The 20204-nt window shown below is 72.8% G+C and carries 10 protein-coding genes and 2 pseudogenes; 1 reads left to right on the top strand and 11 read right to left on the bottom strand.

Annotated features, from left to right (window positions below; all coding sequences use genetic code 11):
- Positions 1 to 137: 137 nt before the first annotated feature.
- From KGS77_RS24175 to proB, 3 genes are all read right to left on the bottom strand, one after another.
- Positions 138 to 1427 (bottom strand): glutamate-5-semialdehyde dehydrogenase, encoded by a 1290-nt coding sequence (locus KGS77_RS24175; RefSeq protein WP_242585074.1) that lies wholly within the window; start codon positions 1425 to 1427, stop codon positions 138 to 140.
- A 425-nt stretch (positions 1428 to 1852) separates the two neighbouring features.
- Positions 1853 to 2350, bottom strand: coding sequence for a hypothetical protein (locus tag KGS77_RS24170; RefSeq protein ID WP_242585073.1), 498 nt, complete (start codon positions 2348 to 2350; stop codon positions 1853 to 1855).
- A gap of 346 nt (positions 2351 to 2696) precedes the next feature.
- Positions 2697 to 3794, bottom strand: a complete 1098-nt coding sequence (proB, locus tag KGS77_RS24165) for a glutamate 5-kinase (protein WP_242587655.1) — start codon at positions 3792 to 3794, stop codon at positions 2697 to 2699.
- Positions 3795 to 4475: 681 nt separating this feature from the next.
- Between proB and KGS77_RS24160 the strand changes: the two are divergent.
- Positions 4476 to 6624 (top strand): annotated as a pseudogene (locus KGS77_RS24160) (hypothetical protein).
- Positions 6625 to 6847: 223 nt separating this feature from the next.
- Here KGS77_RS24160 and obgE read toward each other — a convergent pair.
- The 8 genes and pseudogenes from obgE to KGS77_RS24120 form a co-directional block, all read right to left on the bottom strand.
- Positions 6848 to 8282: pseudogene (gene obgE, locus KGS77_RS24155) on the bottom strand (GTPase ObgE).
- A 197-nt stretch (positions 8283 to 8479) separates the two neighbouring features.
- Positions 8480 to 8737, bottom strand: coding sequence for a 50S ribosomal protein L27 (gene rpmA, locus KGS77_RS24150; RefSeq protein ID WP_009717948.1), 258 nt, complete (start codon positions 8735 to 8737; stop codon positions 8480 to 8482).
- 14 nt (positions 8738 to 8751) lie between these two features.
- The gene (gene rplU / locus KGS77_RS24145) at positions 8752 to 9072 is read right to left on the bottom strand and encodes a 50S ribosomal protein L21 (protein ID WP_242585072.1); all 321 of its coding nucleotides are present in this window, start codon (positions 9070 to 9072) and stop codon (positions 8752 to 8754) included.
- A gap of 304 nt (positions 9073 to 9376) precedes the next feature.
- Positions 9377 to 13630: an Rne/Rng family ribonuclease gene (locus KGS77_RS24140; protein ID WP_242585071.1), complete on the bottom strand. Its 4254-nt coding sequence runs from the start codon at positions 13628 to 13630 to the stop codon at positions 9377 to 9379.
- A 274-nt stretch (positions 13631 to 13904) separates the two neighbouring features.
- Positions 13905 to 14648, bottom strand: a complete 744-nt coding sequence (locus KGS77_RS24135; protein ID WP_242585070.1) for a TIGR03936 family radical SAM-associated protein — start codon at positions 14646 to 14648, stop codon at positions 13905 to 13907.
- Positions 14649 to 14696: 48 nt separating this feature from the next.
- Positions 14697 to 15890: a hypothetical protein gene (locus tag KGS77_RS24130; RefSeq protein ID WP_242585069.1), complete on the bottom strand. Its 1194-nt coding sequence runs from the start codon at positions 15888 to 15890 to the stop codon at positions 14697 to 14699.
- A 205-nt stretch (positions 15891 to 16095) separates the two neighbouring features.
- Complete coding sequence (locus KGS77_RS24125; protein WP_242585068.1) at positions 16096 to 18021, bottom strand: TIGR03960 family B12-binding radical SAM protein; 1926 nt, start codon at positions 18019 to 18021, stop codon at positions 16096 to 16098.
- 227 nt (positions 18022 to 18248) lie between these two features.
- On the bottom strand, positions 18249 to 19994 hold the full coding sequence (locus KGS77_RS24120) for a CYTH and CHAD domain-containing protein (RefSeq protein WP_242585067.1): 1746 nt from the start codon (positions 19992 to 19994) through the stop codon (positions 18249 to 18251).
- Between the last annotated feature and the right edge of the window lie 210 nt (positions 19995 to 20204).

Raw genomic sequence — 20204 nt, 5'->3', positions numbered from 1 at the left:
TGCGGCTCGTACCGGACCACTGGGTACGCCCCGCCGGGCGGGACGCTGCGCCGGCGGGCGCGCCCAGCACGGAGCGCTCGGTACGGTGCCCGGTACGGAGCACCCGCCGCAGCCCGGCCGACGGCCGGTGCGCCGGGTCAGCGGGTGTGGCCGTCGCCGGTGAGGATGTACTTCGTGGACGTCAGCTCGGGCAGGCCCATCGGGCCGCGGGCGTGCAGCTTCTGGGTGGAGATGCCGATCTCGGCCCCGAAGCCGAACTGGCCGCCGTCGGTGAAGCGGGTCGAGGCGTTGACGGCGACGGTCGTGGAGTCCACGAGCTGGGTGAAGCGGCGGGCCGCGGCCTGCGAGGTGGTGACGATGGCCTCGGTGTGACCCGAACTCCAGCGCCGGATGTGCGCCACCGCCGCGTCCAGGTCGGGCACCACGGCCGCCGCGATGTCGTACGAGAGGTACTCCGTCGCCCAGTCCTCGTCCGTGGCGGGCGCCACCAGGCCGGGACCGGCCTGCTGCCAGGTCTCGTCACCGTGGACCACCACCCCGGCCCCCGTCAGGGCGGCCAGTGCGCGCGGCAGGAAGGCGTCCGCGATGCCCGCGTGCACCAGGACCGTCTCGGCGGCGTTGCACACGCTCGGCCGCTGCGCCTTGGAGTTGACCAGGATGTCGACGGCCATGTCGATGTCGGCGGCCTCGTCCACGTACACATGGCAGTTTCCCGTGCCGGTCTCGATCACCGGGACGACCGACTCGTGGACGACCGTACGGATCAGGGAGGCACCGCCGCGCGGGATCAGCACGTCGACCAGTCCGCGCGCCCTCATCAGCTCGCGTACGGAATCGCGGCTCTCACCGGGCACCAACTGAACGACATCGGCGGGCAGCCCGGCCGAGGCGACGGCGTCCCGCAGGACCTCCACCAGCGCGCTGTTGGAGGCGTACGCGGAGGAGGAGCCGCGCAGCAGCACGGCGTTGCCCGACTTCAGGCACAGCGCCGCGGCGTCGACCGTCACATTGGGGCGCGCCTCGTAGATGATGCCGACGACGCCGAGCGGGACACGGACCTGTCGCAGGTCCAGACCGTTGGGCAGGGTCGAGCCGCGCACGACCTCGCCCAGCGGGTCCGGCAGCGCGACCACGTCACGTACGTCCGCGGCGATCGCCACGATCCGCTCCGGGGTCAGCGTGAGCCGGTCCACGACCGACTCGGGGGTTCCCGCGGCGCGTGCCTTGGCGACGTCCCCCTCGTTGGCGGCGACGATCTCCTCCGTACGGGCCACCAGGGCGTCGGCGATGGCGAGCAGCGCGCCGTCACGGGCCGTCCGCGGCTGCGGGGCCAGGACGGCCGCGGCCTCCTTGGCGCGGCGGGCCGTGTCGAGGACGGGCGTGGACTGCGGGGTGTCGGACTGCGGAGTGGCGGCGCTGCTGGTCATGGGCGCAGCCTAGCCCGACGGGTGACCGTGGCCCTGGCGGATTCCACTCCGCGGGACGGGACGGCGCCCGTGCGGCGCGAATGACGGCGCTTGGCGTGGATGACGTCGGCCGTCTCGTGGTCATCGGTGACGGTGGCAGTGACGGTGTCAGTGACAGTGCCCCACGTGCATATGAGGGTGACGTGCGGCCATATGAGGGTGACGTGCGACGGCGGCGACGTCGCTGTGGGGCGGTTGTCGGTCGCCCAGGTCACCGTCGTCACTTTCCGTAAAGGCTGTTTGTCGATACGTATCCGTGTCGACTTCCATTGCCGACGACAGTCGTTCACCGACCGGACGCCGGCGTACGCACGCCACGTGTATTTATCGACACGTGACGTCACCGGGATCTGAACCGTGGCACACATATAACGGCTGCCGTGCCGTCAGTACGGGTGGACGCCCACCGGTGAGGCCGGCGGCGGACCGTAGCCCTCCGCGATGCGCTGGTGATAGGTCTCCCGGTCGATGACTTCGAGGCCGACGATCTCCCAGGGCGGGAGCCTCGCCGACGAGCGGTGCTCGCCCCACAGGCGCAGTGCGACCGCCGCGGCGTCGTGCAGGTCCCGCGCCTCCTCCCAGTAGCGGATCTCGGCGTGATCGTTGGCGTAGCGGCTGGTCAGCAGGAAGGGGTGGTCGTGGGCGAGCTGTTCCAGCCCCCGCCGCACCTCCTGCACGGGCGCCTGGGCCCCCGAGACGCTGAGAGTGATGTGCCACAGCCGACTGGCCTCCCGCCGGGCCGTCGTCGGCTGCTCCCGTGCCGCCGTGTTCCGCTCCGTGCCGTGGTCACGTTCGGCGCCGGCGTCGTTCTCGCCGGTTCCGACGCTGGTCAGTGCGCGCTCCGCCGTCCCTCGGGGCAGCGCCCCTGGGCGCCCTCGTCTCACCGGCGGCCTCCTGTTATGCGTATCGCTCCGCTCGCGCGCGGCGGAGCCGATTGGGTGCGGTCTCTCCCGGGTGTCGCGCGTTCTCACGCGCCTGGGTCGCCGCTCCCCTGCCGGCGCCCCCAGAAGAAAGTTGACCAGTCCGCGGGCCGTCGCGGGGGCGTTTTCGAGAAGGTCCCCGTTGAAAGACCGGTCTTGGGAGCCTTCTGTCCGTCGCGGTCGCCCCCGCGCCTGTCCCGTGTCCACGCCTCGGTCCCGGCGGGCTCCCGCGCGTCCGGGAGGCCCGCGCTTACGTCTGGTCCGGTCGCAACGGCCGTCACATCGTCGTCAGATGGGCGTCACATGGCCGTCACTGGTGCAGTACGGCCAGGTCGTCGCGGTGCACGACCTCGCGCTCGTACGCCGGACCCAGCTCACGAGCGAGGTCACGGGTCGAGCGGCCGATCAGTCGAGGGATTTCGCGCGAGTCGAAGTTGACCAGCCCGCGGGCCACCGCGCGCCCCCGCGCGTCCCGCAGTTCGACCGGGTCGCCCGCGGTGAATTCCCCCTCGACCGCCGCGATCCCGGCCGGCAGCAGTGAGGAGTGCCGCTCGACCACGGCCCGTACCGCCCCGTCGTCCAGGACGAGCGCGCCGCGCGGCGTGGAGGCGTGCGCCAGCCACAGCAGCCGGTCGGCGAAGCGGCGCCCGGTACGCAGGAAGTGGGTGCCGGTGGGGCCGCCGGCCAGCGCCTCGGCGGCGTGCACGGCCGAGGTCAGGACGACCGGGATGCCGGCCGCGGCGGCGATCCGGGCCGCTTCGACCTTGGTGACCATGCCGCCGGTGCCGACCCCGGCCCGGCCCGCGCTGCCGATCGAGATCCCTTCCAGGTCCTGCGGCCCGGCGACCTGCGTGATGCGCGAGGTGTCCGGGGTGGCCGGGTCGCCGTCGTAGAGCCCGTCCACGTCCGAGAGCAGCACGAGGAGGTCGGCCCGTACGAGATGGGCGACCAGCGCCGCGAGCCGGTCGTTGTCGCCGAAGCGGATCTCGTCGGTGGCGACGGTGTCGTTCTCGTTGACGACCGGTACGGCACCCATGGCGAGCAACTGCTCCAGCGTGCGGAAGGCGTTGCGGTAGTGGGCGCGGCGGCTGGTGTCGTCCGTGGTCAGCAGCACCTGCCCGACCCGGCGCCCGTACCGCGCGAAGGACGCGGTGTAGCGGGCGACCAGCAGTCCCTGGCCGACGCTGGCGGCGGCCTGCTGCCGGGCCAGGTCGCGGGGGCGCCGGTCCAGTCCGAGGGGGGCGAGCCCGGCCGCGATGGCTCCGGAGGAGACCAGCACGATCTCCTTGTCCTGGTGCTTGGCCAGCACGTCCACCAGCGCGTCCACGCGGTCCGCGTCCAGTCCGCCGCTCGCCGTCGTCAGCGAGGACGAGCCGACCTTGACCACGATCCTGCGGGCGTTCGTCACGTCCTGCCTTGCGCCTGCCACCTGTGTACCCCTGTGCCGAGTCCTGTTGGCGAGTTCCCTCGCCACGTTGCGTTGTCGAATTCGTCCGCGACTTCCGTCGTCGTATTCGTCCGCGACTTCCGTCGTCGAGTTCGTCGGCGAGTTCCGCCGTCGAATTCTGACCGCCCGATCTGTTCGCGCGATCTGCTGGCGCGATCTGCCGCCCGGTCGTGTCGCCGCCCGGCTTCCGTGCCGTGGGCGCACGGTCGCACGGTCCGTACGAGCGATCCGTAAGAGCAAATGTACGGGTGGTCGCGCACCCGGCGTCTTTTTCACGCAATCTACGGCAGCGGCCCGCACGACCGCCGGCGCCGGACGCCACCACGGACAACACCTCGGACGACATCACGGACAGCGGCCACGGACGACGCCACGGGCAACGCCGGGTGCCGGGCGGTTGAGCCGGTCGGGAAGCGCAAGAGGGTAAGTTCGTTGGACGATCCACGGGCCGCTCAGGTTGCCCTCGAATGGTCCAATTACGCTGCGATGAGAGCCACAGCAGATTGTCACCAAGGCCGGCAAGGTCATACGGTCGGGTCTCCCCGGTCCCGTTCCGCCGCCCGGGCGGCGTCGCAGCGCGCGCCCCGGCCACCCTCCCCCACGGCCCCCACCTGACCGTCCTGCTGCCAGGAGCCCCGCCCCGTGCCATCAGCCGGATTCCCCCCACGCCGAGCCGTACAGCTCGTGGCCCCGCTCTCCCTGCTGGTCGCCTTCACCGCCCAACTGGCCGGCGCCCTGCTGCCCGTCGTCCCGCTGTTCGCCGCCGCCTCCCTGGTCAACCTGGTTCTCGACCTCGTCCTGCAGTACGCGCGGCCAGGACTGCTCTCCGCGCTCGGCAGGATCCGCTGTGACGTCACGGTGCGCCAGTTGTTGCGTGACCTGCTCGTCCTGGTGGGCCTGCTGCACATCGGCGGCATCGACCCGCTCACGGAGCAGGCACCGCTGACCGTGGCGCTGCTGTTCTTCTACGGCGCCCACTTCGTGTGCCAGGCGGTCGCGGTGGTGGTGCGCCGCAACCGTACGCTCCCGTTCGTCACCCGGAACATCGACGTCTCGGCGCTGTGCCTGTCGAACGCCCCGCCGCGTCTCCTCTCCCGCCGGGCCGGCCACCGCCTGCTGTGCTTCTCGCTTCCCGGCACCGCCGGCCTGACGGTCACCGCGCTCACCGCGGACGCGTACTGGGGCGGTGCGGGCGTGGCGCTCTCGCTGCTCCTGGCCGTCGGCGGCACGCTCCGCCTCGCCACCTGGCTGCTGCCTCATAAGCGCGTCGTCGACGAGCGTACGGCGCTGACGTGGCTGGACTCCTGGCTCGCCGCCTACCGGCCCACCATCGGCATGTACTTCTCCGGCGGCTCCGCCTCCGCCTACCAGGCCAACATGTGGCTGAGCACCCTCGCCGGCCTGGACGGCAGGCCGGTGGTCATCCTGCGCGAGCGGTTCATGGTGCAAAAGGTCGAGGCGACGGACGTGCCGGTGCTGTGCATCCCCAAGGTCGCCCACCTCCTGCGCCTGGAGCGCTCCTCGCTGAAGGTGCTGCTGCACCCGGCCAACTCCGGCAAGACCTCCCAGATCCTGCGCGTCCCCTCCATCAAGCACGCCTTCATCAACCACGGCGAGAGCGACAAGCTCTCCTCCTGCAACCCGTACGCGAAGGCGTACGACGAGGTGTGGGTCGCCGGGCCCGCGGCGCGCGACCGTTACCAGCTCGCCGACATCGGCGTGGAGGACAAGGACGTCGTCGAGGTGGGGCGGCCCCAGCTCGCGCCGGTCCGGCCGTACGAGGGCGCGCCGCTCGGCCGGTACACCACCGTCCTGTACGCGCCGACGTGGGAGGGCTGGGACGGGAACCCGGGCAACACCTCGGTCGTCCTGGCCGGCGAGAACATCGTCCGCGAGCTGCTCGCCGACCGCCGGGTGCGGCTGCTCTACAAGCCGCACCCGATGACCGGGACCGTGGACCCGCGCGCGGGCGCCGCCGACGCCCGGATCCAGGCGATGATCGCGCAGGCCAACAGTGAGCGGGGGTGCGCTGCCGGGTCCCGCAGCCACGGCCGAGCTGGAGCGCCGTACCGCCGAACTGGACCGGCTGACCACCTCCGACTTCCGCGGCAGCGCGGACGAGGTGGAGCGGATGCGGCTCCAGGGCACTGCGCCGGCGGGCCGTGCCGCGGCCGTGGCCGCCGCGGTGGCGGCCTGGGAGGACGCCTACTGGGCGTCTTTCCCCGAGTGGGAACACCGGGTGGTCACCACCGCCCGCCCCGGCGTGTTCGGCTGCTTCAACCAGGCGGACGTGCTGATCAGCGATGTCTCCAGCGTGGTGTCGGACTACCTCTCCAGCGAGAAGCCGTACGCGGTCGTCAACACCTCGGGGATGAGCGAGGAGGACTTCCGGGCGCACTTCCCCACCGTGCGGGCCGCCACGATCCTCACGCCCGCGGCACGGGGGGTGACCGGCCTGCTGGAGGCCGTACGCCACCCGGAGAAGGACACGTTCGCGGCGGCCCGCGCCGAGCTCAAGGAGCACCTCCTGGGCCCGTCCGTACCGCCGTCGGCCGTCCGCTTCCAGCGGGCCGCGCTGGCGCTGTGCGTCAAGGCCGACGAGCGGCGCGCCCGGGTGGAGAACCGGCTCAACGGGATTCCGGGCCAGCGTTCCCAGAGGGACGTCGGTGCGGCGCAGACCACCGCCGGGGCTTTCGGGGCCGCCGGGTTCTCCGAATCCGCCGAGGCTGCCGGGTCATCCGGGGCGGCCGGGGGCGCGGGGGCGGCCGGAGGTCCCGGCTCACCCGGATAGGGGAAAACCCCGGGATTCCTCTCCCGGGGTTTCCCCTATGAGCTGTTGAGGCGCCGCACGTATGAGCTGTCGACGCGCCACGAGCCGCTGACTGCTGCCTGTTGATGGCGGACCACGGACTGCGCTGCGTCGGCCGTGCGGGCGTGTCGGCCGTGCGGGCGTGTCGGCCGTGCGGGCGCCGTACGTACGCCTACGGCCGGCGCCCGCCGTGAGCGGCGCCCCGCTAGAACGGGCTGAAGCCCCGGAACTCCTGCTCCGCCTCGTCCCGCTCCGCCTCGCGCTCCCGGCGGCGCTGCACGGCCGGCCGCAGCGCGTCCAGACGGTGGTCCTCGCCGCGCCGGCCCAGCATCTCCGCGCCCGCCGCCATCGTCGGCTCCCAGTCGAAGACGACCGCGTCGTCCTCGGGGCCGATCGCCACGCCGTCACCGGCCCGCGCGCCCAGCTTGAGCAGCGCGTCCTCCACGCCCAGACGGTTGAGCCGGTCGGCGAGGTAGCCGACGGCCTCGTCGTTGTTGAAGTCGGTCTGGCGGACCCAGCGCTCGGGCTTCTCGCCCCGTACGCGGTAGAGGTCCTCGCCCTCGGGGTGACCGTGAAGCCCGCGTCGTCCACGGCCTTGGGCCGGATGACGATACGGGTGGCCTCCTGTACGGGCTTGGCGGCGCGGGCCTTGGCCACGATGTCCGCCAGCGCGTACGACAGCTCCTTCAGGCCCGTACGGGAGACGGCCGAGACCTCGAAGACGCGGTAGCCGCGCTCCTCCAGGTCGGGCCGGATCATGTCGGCGAGGTCCTGGCCGTCCGGGATGTCGATCTTGTTCAGGACGACCACCCGCGGCCGGTCCTCCAGACCGCCGTACTGGGCCAGCTCCGCCTCGATGACGTCCAGGTCGGAGACCGGGTCGCGGTCGGACTCCAGGGTCGCGGTGTCCAGGACGTGGACGAGCACCTCGCAGCGCTCGACGTGCCGCAGGAACTCCAGGCCCAGGCCCTTGCCCTGGCTGGCGCCGGGAATCAGACCGGGCACGTCGGCGATCGTGTAAACGGTCGAACCGGCCGTGACGACACCGAGGTTGGGGACCAGGGTCGTGAAGGGGTAGTCGGCGATCTTCGGCTTGGCGGCCGAGAGCACCGAGATCAGCGAGGACTTGCCGGCGCTCGGGTAGCCGACCAGCGCGACGTCCGCGACGGTCTTCAGCTCCAGCACGATGTCGCGCGTCTCGCCGGGCTCACCCAGCAGCGCGAAGCCGGGGGCCTTGCGGCGGGCCGAGGCCAGCGCCGCGTTGCCCAGGCCGCCACGGCCGCCCTGGCCCGCGATGAAGGTGGTGCCCTGCCCGACGAGGTCGGCGAGCACCTCCCCGTTCTTGCTCATGACGACGGTGCCGTCCGGGACCGGCAGGATCAGGTCCTTGCCGTTCTTGCCCTCGCGGTTGTCGCCCGCGCCCGGCTGGCCGTTGGTGGCCTTGCGGTGGGGTGGTGGTGGTAGTCCAGGAGCGTGGTGACGTCCTGGTCGACGACCAGGATCACATCGCCGCCACGGCCGCCGTTGCCGCCGTCCGGACCGCCCAGGGGCTTGAACTTCTCACGGTGTACGGAGGCGCAGCCGTGGCCTCCGTTACCCGCGGCGACATGCAGCTCGACGCGGTCCACGAAGGTGGTCATGGTGGGTGCCTCCAGATACGTACGGGAATGTCTCTGTACTAACACGCCGAAGGCGGACCGGCCTTCCCGCACGAAGCGAGAAAGGCGGTCCGCCCTCGGAGTGGTGCTGCTGAACTGCCGCCCCTTCTCACCGGGCCGCCGCCCGGTGCGGCCGGGCTACGGTGCGGTGCGGTGGGGCGATCGCCCGGCCGGGCTGATTACTCAGCGACCGGAACGATGTTCACGACCTTGCGACCACGGTGGGTGCCGAACTGCACCGCGCCCGCGGCCAGCGCGAACAGGGTGTCGTCGCCGCCGCGGCCGACGCCCGTGCCCGGGTGGAAGTGGGTGCCGCGCTGGCGGACCAGGATCTCACCGGCGTTGACGGCCTGACCGCCGAAGCGCTTCACACCGAGCCGCTGAGCGTTGGAATCGCGACCGTTCCGAGTGGACGATGCGCCCTTCTTGTGTGCCATGTCTCCTCAGTCCCTTACTTCGCCGGAGCGTCGATGCCGGTGATCTTCAGCGCGGTGTGCAACTGACGGTGGCCGATCCGCTTCTTGTAACCGGTCTTGTTCTTGTACTTCTGGATGCGGATCTTGTCGCCCTTGTGGTGGTCCACGACCTCGGCCTGGACCTTCACGCCGGCCAGGACCCACGGGTCGCTGGTGACCGAGTCGCCGTCGACGACCAGCAGCGTGGAGAGCTCGACGGAGTCGCCGACCTTGCTGGTGGAAATGCGGTCAACCTCAATGACGTCACCGACAGCGACCTTCTGCTGACGGCCGCCGGTGCGCACGATCGCGTACACGCGGAACTCTCTCTCGCTAGAAACGGGACCTCTGATGCCAGCCGCTCTCACAGGCTCTTGCGGGCCCGTGGAATCCGAGTGGACGAGCGGCCTCTCCCGGCGGGCCGGGAGGTGTTTGCTCAGTGGTGTGGCGTACTACAGACGCCGACGGTCAAGGTTACGGGGCCTTGACCGGGGGGTCAAACCGGCTCCGGGCCGGTCCGGGGGCGAACCGGCCGCGGCCGGTCCAGGGGGCGAACCGGCCGGAACCGGTTCGGGGGACGGCCGTGCCCCGGGCCGTCGGTGGCCCGGGGCACGCCGCCGCTCAGTCCTCCGTCGAAGCCGACACCGACGAAGCGCTCTGCTCGGCGGCTGCGGTCTTCTTGGCCGCCGCCTTCTTCGTCGTCGCCTTCTTCGTGGTGGTCTTCTTGGCCGCCGCCTTCTTGGCGGTGGTCGTCTTCTTGGCGGCGGGGGTCGTCGTCTTCTTCGCCGCCGTCTTCTTGGCCGTGGTCTTCTTCGCCGCGGTCTTCTTGGCGGCCGTCTTCTTCGTGGCCGTCTTCTTGGCCGCAGCCTTCTTCGCGGTCTTCTTGGCCACGGGCTCGGCCTCCGGGGTCTCCAAAGCCGCCTCGGCGCTCCCGGCGGATGCCTCGTCGGCGGAGCCGGCCGTCGTCACCACCTCCGCCACGGGCTCGCCCGCGGCCTCGGAAGCAGCCTCGGACCCGGTCCGCGCGGCATTCTCCGCGGCGGCCGGAGCCGTACCGACGGCCGGCGCGGCCTCCTCGGAGATCTGCGGCGGCCCCGCCGGAGCGGTCGCCTTACGGGTCACCCGGCGGCGCGGACGGGCGGGCGCCGGCTCGGGCGCGGACTCGGCCGCCACCGGCTCCGCGGCCGGTTCCACGACCGCTTCCGGCTGCGGCTCGGGCTCGGCCGCCCGGGCCGGTCCGGAGGGCAGCACGATCGCGGCGGCCTCCTGCGCGGCCTTGGGCGCGCCCGCCGGAGCGGACACCTTACGGCTCGCGCGACGGCGGCCCCTGCCCCGGGCACCACCGGCCGTGGCGGCGGCCTCGGCCTCCGCCGGGCTGCCGAACCACTCGTCGGTGTCCGCGACCGCGGGCCGCAGCTCCGCCTCGGTCACCGGCGCGGGCTCCAGTTCCTGCGCCGTGTGGTCCTCGGCGTACGCCGCCTCCCCACCCGGGTGCTCCTGGTGCTCGTGCTGGTCCTGCTGCTCGTGCTGGTCGGCGTGCTGGTGGTCGTGCTGACCGCCGTTCCCCGTGCCCTTGCCCTTCTTCTTGCGCTTGCCGCCGCCACCGCCGGCCGCAGAGGGCTGGTCCATGTGGACGATGACACCGCGGCCGTTGCAGTGCACACACGGCTCGGAGAAGGACTCCAGCAGCCCCTGGCCGACCCGCTTACGGGTCATCTGGACCAGGCCCAGCGAGGTGACCTCGGCCACCTGGTGCTTCGTACGGTCCCGGCCCAGGCACTCCAGCATCCGCCGCAGCACCAGGTCGCGGTTGGACTCCAGGACCATGTCGATGAAGTCGATGACGACGATGCCACCGAGGTCGCGCAGCCGCAGTTGGCGCACGATCTCCTCGGCCGCCTCCAGGTTGTTCCTGGTGACGGTCTCCTCCAGGTTGCCGCCCTGGCCGGTGAACTTGCCGGTGTTGACGTCGATCACGACCATGGCCTCGGTCTTGTCGATCACCAGCGAACCGCCGCTGGGCAGCCAGACCTTGCGGTCCAGCGCCTTCATGAGCTGCTCGTCGATCCGGTACGTCGCGAAGACGTCGACCTCGGAGGTCCACCTCTGGAGGCGGTCGGTGAGGTCGGGGGCGACATGCGAGACGTATCCGTGGATCGTCTCCCACGCCTGGTCGCCGCTGACGATGACCTTGGAGAAGTCCTCGTTGAAGATGTCACGCACGACACGGACGGTCATGTCCGGCTCGCCGTACAGCAGGGTCGGGGCGTTGCCGCTCTTCGCCTTCTTCTGGATCTCCTCCCACTGCGCCTGCAGCCGGGTGACGTCGCGCGCCAGCTCCTCCTCGCTCGCGCCCTCCGCGGCCGTACGGACGATGACGCCCGCGTCCTCGGGGACGATCTTCTTGAGGATCTGCTTCAGCCGGGCCCGCTCGGTGTCCGGGAGCTTGCGGCTGATGCCGGTCATCGAGCCCTCGGGCACGTACACCAGGTAGCGGCCCGGGAGGGAGACCTGGCTGGTCAGCCGGGCGCCCTTGTGGCCGATCGGGTCCTTGGTGACCTGGACCAGGACGGACTGGCCGGACTTCAGCGCGGTCTCGATACGGCGCGGCCCGTTGGCCATGCCCAGTGCCTCGAAGTTGACCTCGCCCGCGTACAGGACGGCGTTGCGGCCCTTGCCGATGTCGACAAAAGCGGCCTCCATCGACGGCAGGACGTTTTGAACCTTGCCGAGGTAAACGTTGCCTACGTACGAGGTCGCTTGTTCCTTGTTGACGTAGTGCTCGACGAGCACGTTGTCCTCAAGGACACCGATCTGGGTGCGCTCGCCGTTCTGGCGGACGACCATCACGCGCTCGACGGCCTCGCGGCGCGCCAGGAACTCCGCCTCGGTGATGATCGGCACCCGGCGGCGGCCCTGCTCGCGGCCCTCGCGGCGACGCTGCTTCTTGGCCTCCAGGCGCGTCGAACCCTTGATCGACTGCACCTCGTCGGACGGCTCGGTGTCCTTGGCGCGGCGTTCCCGGGGCTCACGGACCTTGACGACCGTACGCTCCGGGTCATCGCCCTGAGCGGTCTCCAGGTCCACCGCGTCCCCGCTGCGGCGACGGCGGCGACGGCGACGGCGGCTGCTGCTGGAGCCACCGCCCTGCTGGTCCTCGGCCTCCTCGACGGGTGCGGCCCCGACGCGCTCCGCGGCGTCCTGGTCCTCGGCCGGCTCCTCCGCCCCGGACGGTTCCTCGGCGCCCTGGACTTCCTGGTCGCCCTGCTCGTCCATGCCGTCGGCGGACTCACCGCGGCGGCGGCGACGGCCACCGCGGCGGCGGCGACGGGAGGGGCGGTCGCCCGACTCGTCCTCGGCGGCGTCGGCGAACTCGCCGTGCTCGTCCTCGGCGGCCTCGGTGTCCTCCTCGGTCTCCTCGTCGGCGGCCACCGGCCGGCCGGCGGGCTCGACGGCGGTCACCTGCTCGGCCTCCACCGCGGCCGGAGCACGGCGGCGGCGACGGCGAGTACTGCCGGAGACGGGCTGCTCGTCCTGCTCGGGAGCCTCTTCCTCCTCCTGCGCGGAGCGCGCGGCGGCGGCAGCGGCAGCGGCGGCGGTCTCCGGCGTCTGGAACATCGGCTCGGTGAAGACCGGCGCCTGGAAGACGGCGGTCGGCGGCTTCTGCACCCGGCGACGGCCGCGCGCGGGGGCCGCCGGGGCTTCCGGGGCCTGCGGAGCCGCCGTGGTCTCCTGCGCGGGCTCCTCGGCGGTCCGCGGCTCCTGGGCCGCGTGGTCCTGCCGTACGGGTTCGGCGGCGCGCTCGGCACGGCGGCGGGTACGGCGGCGCGGCGCCGCGTCGGCGTCCGGCTCGCCGGTGCCCGCCTCGGCGGGGGCCACGGCAGCGGGCTCCACGGGAGCGGCGGCGGCCGGGGCGGACCGGTCCTCGGGCTCCTCGGCGGCGGCCTTCGGGGAACCGGCCGGGGCGGTGGCCTTACGGGTGGCACGGCGGCGCGTACGGGCCGGCTTGCTCTCCTGGACCGGAGCGGCGACCGCCTCCTCGGCAGCAGCCTCCTGTGCGTCGGCGGACGCGGCCTCGGAAGCGACGGAGGTGGCGGCCGGCGCCTGCGGTGCCGGGCCGGCCGTGTCAGCCGTGCCGGCCGCGGTCTGCGGCGGGCCCGCCGGGGCGGTGGCCTTACGGGTGGCGCGACGGCGCGTACGGGCCGGCTTGCTCTCCTCGGCCGGAGCGGCGACCGCTTCCTCGGCAGCCTCCTCCTCCGCGTCGGTGACGGTGGCGTCGGTGGCGTCGGCCGTGTTGTCGTCAGCGGCCGTGAGCGACGGCGCGGCCTGCTCCGGGGCGCCCGCCGGGGCCGATGCCCTACGGGTGGCGCGACGGCGGGTACGGCCGCGCGGCGCCTCCGCGGCGGCCGGTGCCTCGTCCTCGGCGCGCGGCTCGGCGACGGCCGGGGCTTCCGCGGCGGGCTGCGGCTCGGCGGCCTCGGGCGCCTCGTCGGTCTTCACCCGCGGCGCCCCCGCCGGAGCGGTGGCCTTACGGGTCGCCCGGCGACGCGTACGGGCGGCCGGCTCGGCCTGCGCTGCGGTCGCACCGGTCTCGGCAGTGGCGCCGCTCTCGCCGGTCTCCGCCGGGGACCCGTCGGCAGCGGCGGAAGGGGCAGGGGCAGCGGCGGTGGAAGGTGCGGCGGCGGTCGGCTGGGTGCCGTTCATCGCCGCGTCACCGCTCCCGCTGGCGGCGGCCGACGGCGGGCCGGCGGGCCGGGTGGCCGCACGGCGCCGGCGGCGCGGCGGCAGGGTGTCGCTGGGGGTGTTCCCCCCGGCGCCTTCGGAGCGCTGCTCCGAAGGGGCGGCAGGTTCTGTGGGCTCAATGGGTTCGAGCATGCGGGCGGTTCTCCCGTCACGCTCCCGGGCGCCACGCCTGGTTCCGGTCGCGGCCCGCGTGATGTGCGCGGTTCCGCTCACCGGGGCGCGGGCGCCGCACGGGAGCTGTCGTCTCGCTCGCCGGGCCCGTGTCCGGGACCGGCGAAAGTCTCCTGGTCAGTGCGTCCGCCGGACCGGGGTGGCTCCCTGGCCGATCGGCGACGCGACGACGGCGGTCCCTACGCGGTACCGTCCGGCGCTCCCCCGCGTGTGGGAGGTACCTTCATCGCGGCACTCAGCCGGCGGCCGTTGATGTGGCGGCCGTGGCGGCGTCGCGGTCGGGCGCGAGCGGGTCGGTCACCGCGCCGGTCTCCTCATCGAGCAGCCCCTGCGCCAGCCTGGTCACCGCTGCGGGGACCGGCGGCGCCAGGTCGGCCGTAGCTCGGAGGCCGGACAGGACGTCGTCGGGTCGTACGGCAGGTGTCAGATGCCGAACAACCAGCCGCAGTATCGCACAGGCATCGCCGCCGGTCCTATCGCCCCGGGGTCCGGCGGCCTCAAGGCGGGCCACCGCGCCGCGTGCGTCGAAGGTGCGGATGCCGTTCTTCGTACGGCGTTCGACCTGCACCTCTTCCGCGGCAAGGAAGGCTTCCACGGCGCGTTGCGCCGCGCTCGGCGCCACCCCGTCGAGCCGGATCTCCCACACCGACGCCTGGAGTCGGTCGGCCAGGCCGGAGGTGTGCGCCTCGACGGCGTCGATGATGTCCAGGCCCGCCGGGAGCGACTCGTCGAGCAGCTCGCGGAGTCTGGCCGGGTCGCGGCGCTCGGCGAGCTGGATCTCCAGGTACTCGGCCTCGCTGCCCGTACCCGTCGGTGCGGCGTTGGCGTACGACACCTTGGGGTGCGGGGTGAAGCCCGCCGAGTAGGCCATGGGGACCTCGGCGCGGCGCAGTGCTCGCTCGAACGCGCGCTGGAAGTCACGGTGGCTGGTGAACCGGAGGCGGCCTCGCTTGGTGTAGCGCAGTCGGATGCGCTGCACCGCGGGTGCGGGCGGCGGGCCTTCGGGCTGTCGCTTGCCCAGTGTCGCTCAGTCCTTCGTGAGTGCGGTCGTACTGCTACCTAGAGTACGTGTCCGTGGCCCGGCCGGTTCCCGGAGGGGCTCGCCCCGCTCGGCGGCCCCGGCGGTCCCGGCCGCCCCGGCTCTTTCCGGGGCGCCGAACAGCGCCCGCCGGATGTCCGCGCGGGTGCGCCGGGCACTGTCCCGGACGGCGGTCAGCGCCTGCCGGATGGCCCGGCCGGTGCCCCGTACCGCCCCCGTCACGGCCGCCGCCGCATCACGCGTGATCCGCCGCGCCACACGCCACAGCCCGTCGCGTACGGCGTGGCCGAGCGGCGTCAGCACCGTCCGGTGGACCCACCGGGCGGGCCGTACGAGCAGGGTGTACAGCACGGCTCCCAGGAACCGGCCGACGGCACGCGAGACAAACCCCGCCGCCCGCCAGCAGTGCCCGAGCGCGTCCCCGACCTCGCGCGCGACCACGGTCACCGCGGCCACCACCGCGCGCCCCACCGGCTGCAGCACGTACCGCCACAGCGCGACGGCCGGCACCACCACGGTCCAGCGCACGATCCACAACAGCACCGCGCCGACACCCCGCAAAAGCAGCCCGGCCCCGCCCGCGACCCCTGCCACGACCCAGGCGATCCCGGCCCCGGTCCCCCGCGCCACCCACGCGATGCCCCGCCCCACCGGCGTCAGCACCGACCGGTACAGCCACCCCGCCGGCACCACGACCAGATGCCGCCACAGCCAGGCCAGCCCCGCGCCCGTCATCCGCCCGGCCGGCGCGATCACATACCGCCACAGCGCGGCCCACGGCCACACGAACAGCGCCCTGCCCAGCCAGGCCGCTCCCGCGCCGAGCCCCCGCAGGCACCACGCGATCCCGCGACCGAGCGGCGTCAGCAGAGAGCGGTACACCCACGACAGCGGCGCCACCACCAGCGTCCGTCCGAGCCACCCCAGGCCCGTACCGATGGCACGCGCGGGCGCCGCCACCAGCGTCCGCCACAGCCACCCGATCCCACGCCCCACAGGGCGCAGCACCACCCGCTCCAATCCCTTCCCGCAGCCCACGAGCGCGTCCCACACCACACGCACCGGCACCACGACCACCAGCACCACGATCCGCACCGGAACGCGGACCACCCTGACCAGGCACCCCTCACCCGCCGCGTACGCCCCGTCCTCCACCCGGACCTCCCCGCGCGCCCCACTCATACCCCTGCTCCCCCGTTCCAACCCATCCCCCGCCCAAACCATCCACCGACTCCCCACCCACTTCCGCTCACGCCCCACGGTTCCCCGTGGTTGCACCCCCACCGGCCCGGTCGGGCGGTCCGCACAGCACATCGGCCCGGCCACCGCACCATGGCGGTGGCCGGGCCGACCCGGCGTACGGTGGGCGTCCCCGGACGCCCGGCCGCTACTTGACGACGGACAGCGGCAGCAGCTTCTTGCCCGTCGGGCCGATCTGGATGGACGTGTCCATCTGAGGACAGACGCCGCAGTCGAAGCACGGGGTCCAGCGGCAGTCCTCGACCTCGGTTTCGTCCAGGGCGTCCTGCCAGTCCTCCCAGAGCCAGTCCTTGTCCAGGCCGGAGTCCAGGTGGTCCCAGGGCAGGACTTCCTCGTAGGTGCGTTCGCGCGTGGTGTACCAGGCGACGTCGACGCCGTAGGCGGGCAGGGTCTCCTCGGCGGCCTTCATCCAGCGGTCGTAGGAGAAGTGCTCGCGCCAGCCGTCGAAGCGTCCGCCGCCCTCGTAGACGGCGCGGATGACGGCGCCCACGCGGCGGTCGCCGCGGGAGAGGAGGCCCTCGACGATGCCGGGCTTGCCGTCGTGGTAGCGGAAGCCGATGGAGCGGCCGTACTTCTTGTCGCCGCGGATCTTGTCGCGCAGCTTCTCCAGCCGGGCGTCCGTCTCCTCGGCGCTGAGCTGCGGCGCCCACTGGAAGGGGGTGTGCGGCTTGGGGACGAAGCCGCCGATGGAGACGGTGCAGCGGATGTCGTTCTGGCCGGAGACCTTGCGGCCCTCGGCGATGACGTTGACGGCCATGTCGCCGATCTGGAGGACGTCCTCGTCGGTCTCGGTCGGCAGGCCGCACATGAAGTACAGCTTCACCTGGCGCCAGCCGTTGCCGTACGCGGTGGAGACCGTACGGATCAGGTCCTCTTCCGAGACCATCTTGTTGATGACCTTGCGGATGCGTTCGCTGCCGCCCTCGGGCGCGAAGGTCAGGCCGGACCGGCGGCCGTTGCGCGTCAGCTCGTTGGCAAGATCGATGTTGAAGGCGTCGACCCGGGTCGACGGCAGCGACAGACCGATCTTGTCTTCCTCGTACCGGTCGGCGAGTCCCTTGGCGATGTCACCGATCTCGGTGTGGTCCGCGGAGGACAGCGACAGCAGGCCGACCTCCTCGAATCCCGTGGCCTTCAGACCCTTGTCCACCATCTCGCCGATGCCGGTGATGCTTCGCTCCCGTACGGGACGCGTGATCATGCCGGCCTGGCAGAAACGGCAGCCGCGGGTGCAGCCACGGAAGATCTCGACCGACATCCGTTCGTGGACGGTCTCGGCCAGGGGGACGAGCGGCTGCTTGGGGTAGGGCCACTCGTCCAGGTCCATGACGGTGTGCTTGGACACCCGCCACGGGACGCCGGAGCGGTTGGGGACGACGCGCGAGATGCGCCCGTCGGCCAGGTATTCGACGTCGTAGAACTTGGGGACGTACACGCTGCCGGTCTTCGCGAGGCGGAACAGCAGCTCGTCGCGGCCACCGGGCCGGCCCTCGTTCTTCCAGGCGCGGATGATCTCGGTGATCTCCAGGACCGCCTGCTCGCCGTCGCCGATGACCGCGCAGTCCAGGAAGTCCGCGATCGGCTCGGGGTTGAAGGCGGCGTGGCCGCCCGCCAGGATCAGCGGGTGGTCCTCCGTACGGTCCTTGGCCTCGATCGGGATGCCCGCGAGGTCAAGGGCGGTGAGCAGGTTGGTGTAGCCCAGCTCGGTGGAGAAGGAGACGCCGAGCACGTCGAAGGCGCCGACCGGGCGGTGGGCGTCGACGGTGAACTGCGGCACGCCGTGCTCGCGCATCAGCGCTTCGAGGTCCGGCCAGACGCTGTACGTACGCTCGGCGAGCACGCCCTCCTGCTCGTTGAGCACCTCGTAGAGGATCATGACGCCCTGGTTGGGCAGTCCGACCTCGTACGCGTCCGGGTACATCAGGGACCAGCGGACATCACAGGAGTCCCAGTCCTTGACGGTGGAGTTCAGTTCACCGCCGACGTACTGGATGGGCTTCTGCACATGCGGGAGCAGGGCCTCAAGCTGTGGGAAGACCGACTCGGCAGACATCTCGAACCTTCGTGAGCTGGCATGGGGCGACTCTCAAGCGTAACCCGCGCCCGGCCGGGCCCGGTCACCCGAACGCAGCCGCCCTGCGCCACCCGCGTGGCATGCACCTGCCGTGTCATCTCTTCCCCCCCTGGTTCGGTGACCGGCTCCGCCGGGGCGGGCCGGTCAGCCATGCAGCCGTACACCGATACAACGATCGACCGCGCGTACGGTTACGGGTCGGACGGCTACGGGCCGAGCCGGGCGCGCAGCTTGGGGCGGGAGACCTTCTTCCACACCCCCGGCAGCTCCCGCTCCCGGTCCGCCGCCCGCGCCTCCTCCCGTCCGTACAGGACCCCGAAGGCGAAGCCGCCCTCACCGGCCGCCTGCGCCTGGGTCGCCAGCTCACGCAGTGCCTCCCGCGCCACCACGCTGTCCTGGTGATCACCCAGCACCTGCTGTACCCGTTTGGCGCGCCCGGCGAACTTCTTCGCCGGGCCGCCCAGCGCCGGGCGGGCCGCCTCCGCCGCGTAGCGCGTGCGCTTGGCCGCCTTGCGGGCCCGGTGCAGCGCCTCGTCCCGTTCCCGGCCGGGCGGGGCGTGGCGTACGGCGTCCATCCGCCGCGCCAGCCGCCGGTAGTCCTTGCGTACGGCTTTGGCCAGCACCTTCTTCGGCGGCCGGGCGGCGGCCGGGCGCAGCGGCGGGTCCTCCAGGAGGGTGTGCAGCTCCTCCAGCAGCGCCAGATGGCGCTCGCCGTCCAGTGCCTCGATCAGCCGGGACCGGGAGCCCAGTTGCCGGCGCCGGGACCAGATGGTCAGCCGGGCCTCCACCGGGCCGAGCAGCAGTTCCCGGGGGAGTTCGCCCAGGGCCCCGTGCAGCCGTTCACAGAGCACCTCGCGGTCCCGGTCCGCTCCCAGCTCCCCCGCCAGCCATTTGAGTTCGTCGCCGATGGGGTCGGTGACGCAACGGTCGAGCAGCGTGCCGTAGGACCGGAAGGCGCTGCGCAGCCGGCGGGTGGCGACCCGCATGCGGTGCACCGAGTCCGGCAGGTCGCGCCGTACCGCCGGGTCCAGCTCGACGATCGCCCGCACCTGGTCGCGTACGTACATCAGTACGGTGTCGCCCGCGGTGGGGGGCGCCGCCCCCGCGCGTCGACGGCGGCGGCTCGCGGGTGCGCGCTTGCCGGAGGCGGGCTCGGCGGACCCGGGCTCGGCGGATCCGAGTTCGGCGGATCCGGGCTCTCGGGGTGTTCCGTCGGGCGGTCGCGGGGCCGTCTCGGCCAGCGCCCGGGCGAGTTTCGACGCCGCGGTGGCCGGGCGCAGCCCCGCGCCGGTGAGGACGGTGTCGATGGCGTCCAGGAGCCGGGGGTCGCCCCCCTCCGTCAGTTCGACCTCGATCTCGACCCAGCGTGCGTGCGGGCGTCCTCGGCGGGACGCGCCGACCGCCCCATTCACACCGCCTGTGCTTTCGGCCCCGTCCGCCCCGTTGCCTCCGGCAGGCCCGTCGGACCCAGCAGATGCGGCTGCCCCGGCGGCCCCGTCCGCCCCGGCCAGCCGCTCCGCCCGTACGGCATCGATGGCGACCTCGGCGAGCGGCGTGCCCCGCGCGTCCCTGAGCACCCGGACCGTACGCCGCGTGCGCAGCCGTACGACGGGCGCCAGCTCGCCGCCGCGGACCCGGGAGCGGACCAGCGCCGCCAGCTCCGGCGGCAGCGTGTCCGTCAGCGGTGCCCGCACCTCGTCCCGTACGCCGGGGGCCACCGGCAGTTTCAGGTGCCAGCCCGCGTCGGCGCCGCCGGTGCGCCGCCGCAGGGTGCTGCCGTCGGCGGCGAGCCGCCGGTCCACCGTGTCGTAGTAGGTGGCGTCGAGGTGCACGGTGCCCTCGTCCGTCACGGTCGCGACGCCGGTCACGCTGGTCACGCCGGTCAGGTCGGGCACCCCGGCCCCGTCAGTGGCTTCGTACTTCCGCTCGATTTCCCGCACGGTCTCCGCCATGGATCGAATCTAGTCGCGTGTACGGCGCGGGGGCAGCCCCTGGAGAGGGGGAGGGGAGCGGGTGAGCGAAGACGGCGCGGAGGCGCAGGGCATGGCCATGGGCCCAGGGGTCACAAAACGTTTGTCACCGCACAGTGTGGCGTGCCGTGCGCGTGGTGCGTTTCCGGCCTGGTCCAGACAAAGGCCGTCTTGTGGCGGGCACGGGCCCCT

The organism is Streptomyces sp. MST-110588 (assembly GCF_022695595.1).
In the GTDB taxonomy this organism is placed as follows: Bacteria; Actinomycetota; Actinomycetes; order Streptomycetales; family Streptomycetaceae; genus Streptomyces.
The sequence above is the reverse complement of the archived record's forward strand: the minus strand, read 5'-3'. Positions and strand labels throughout refer to the sequence as shown.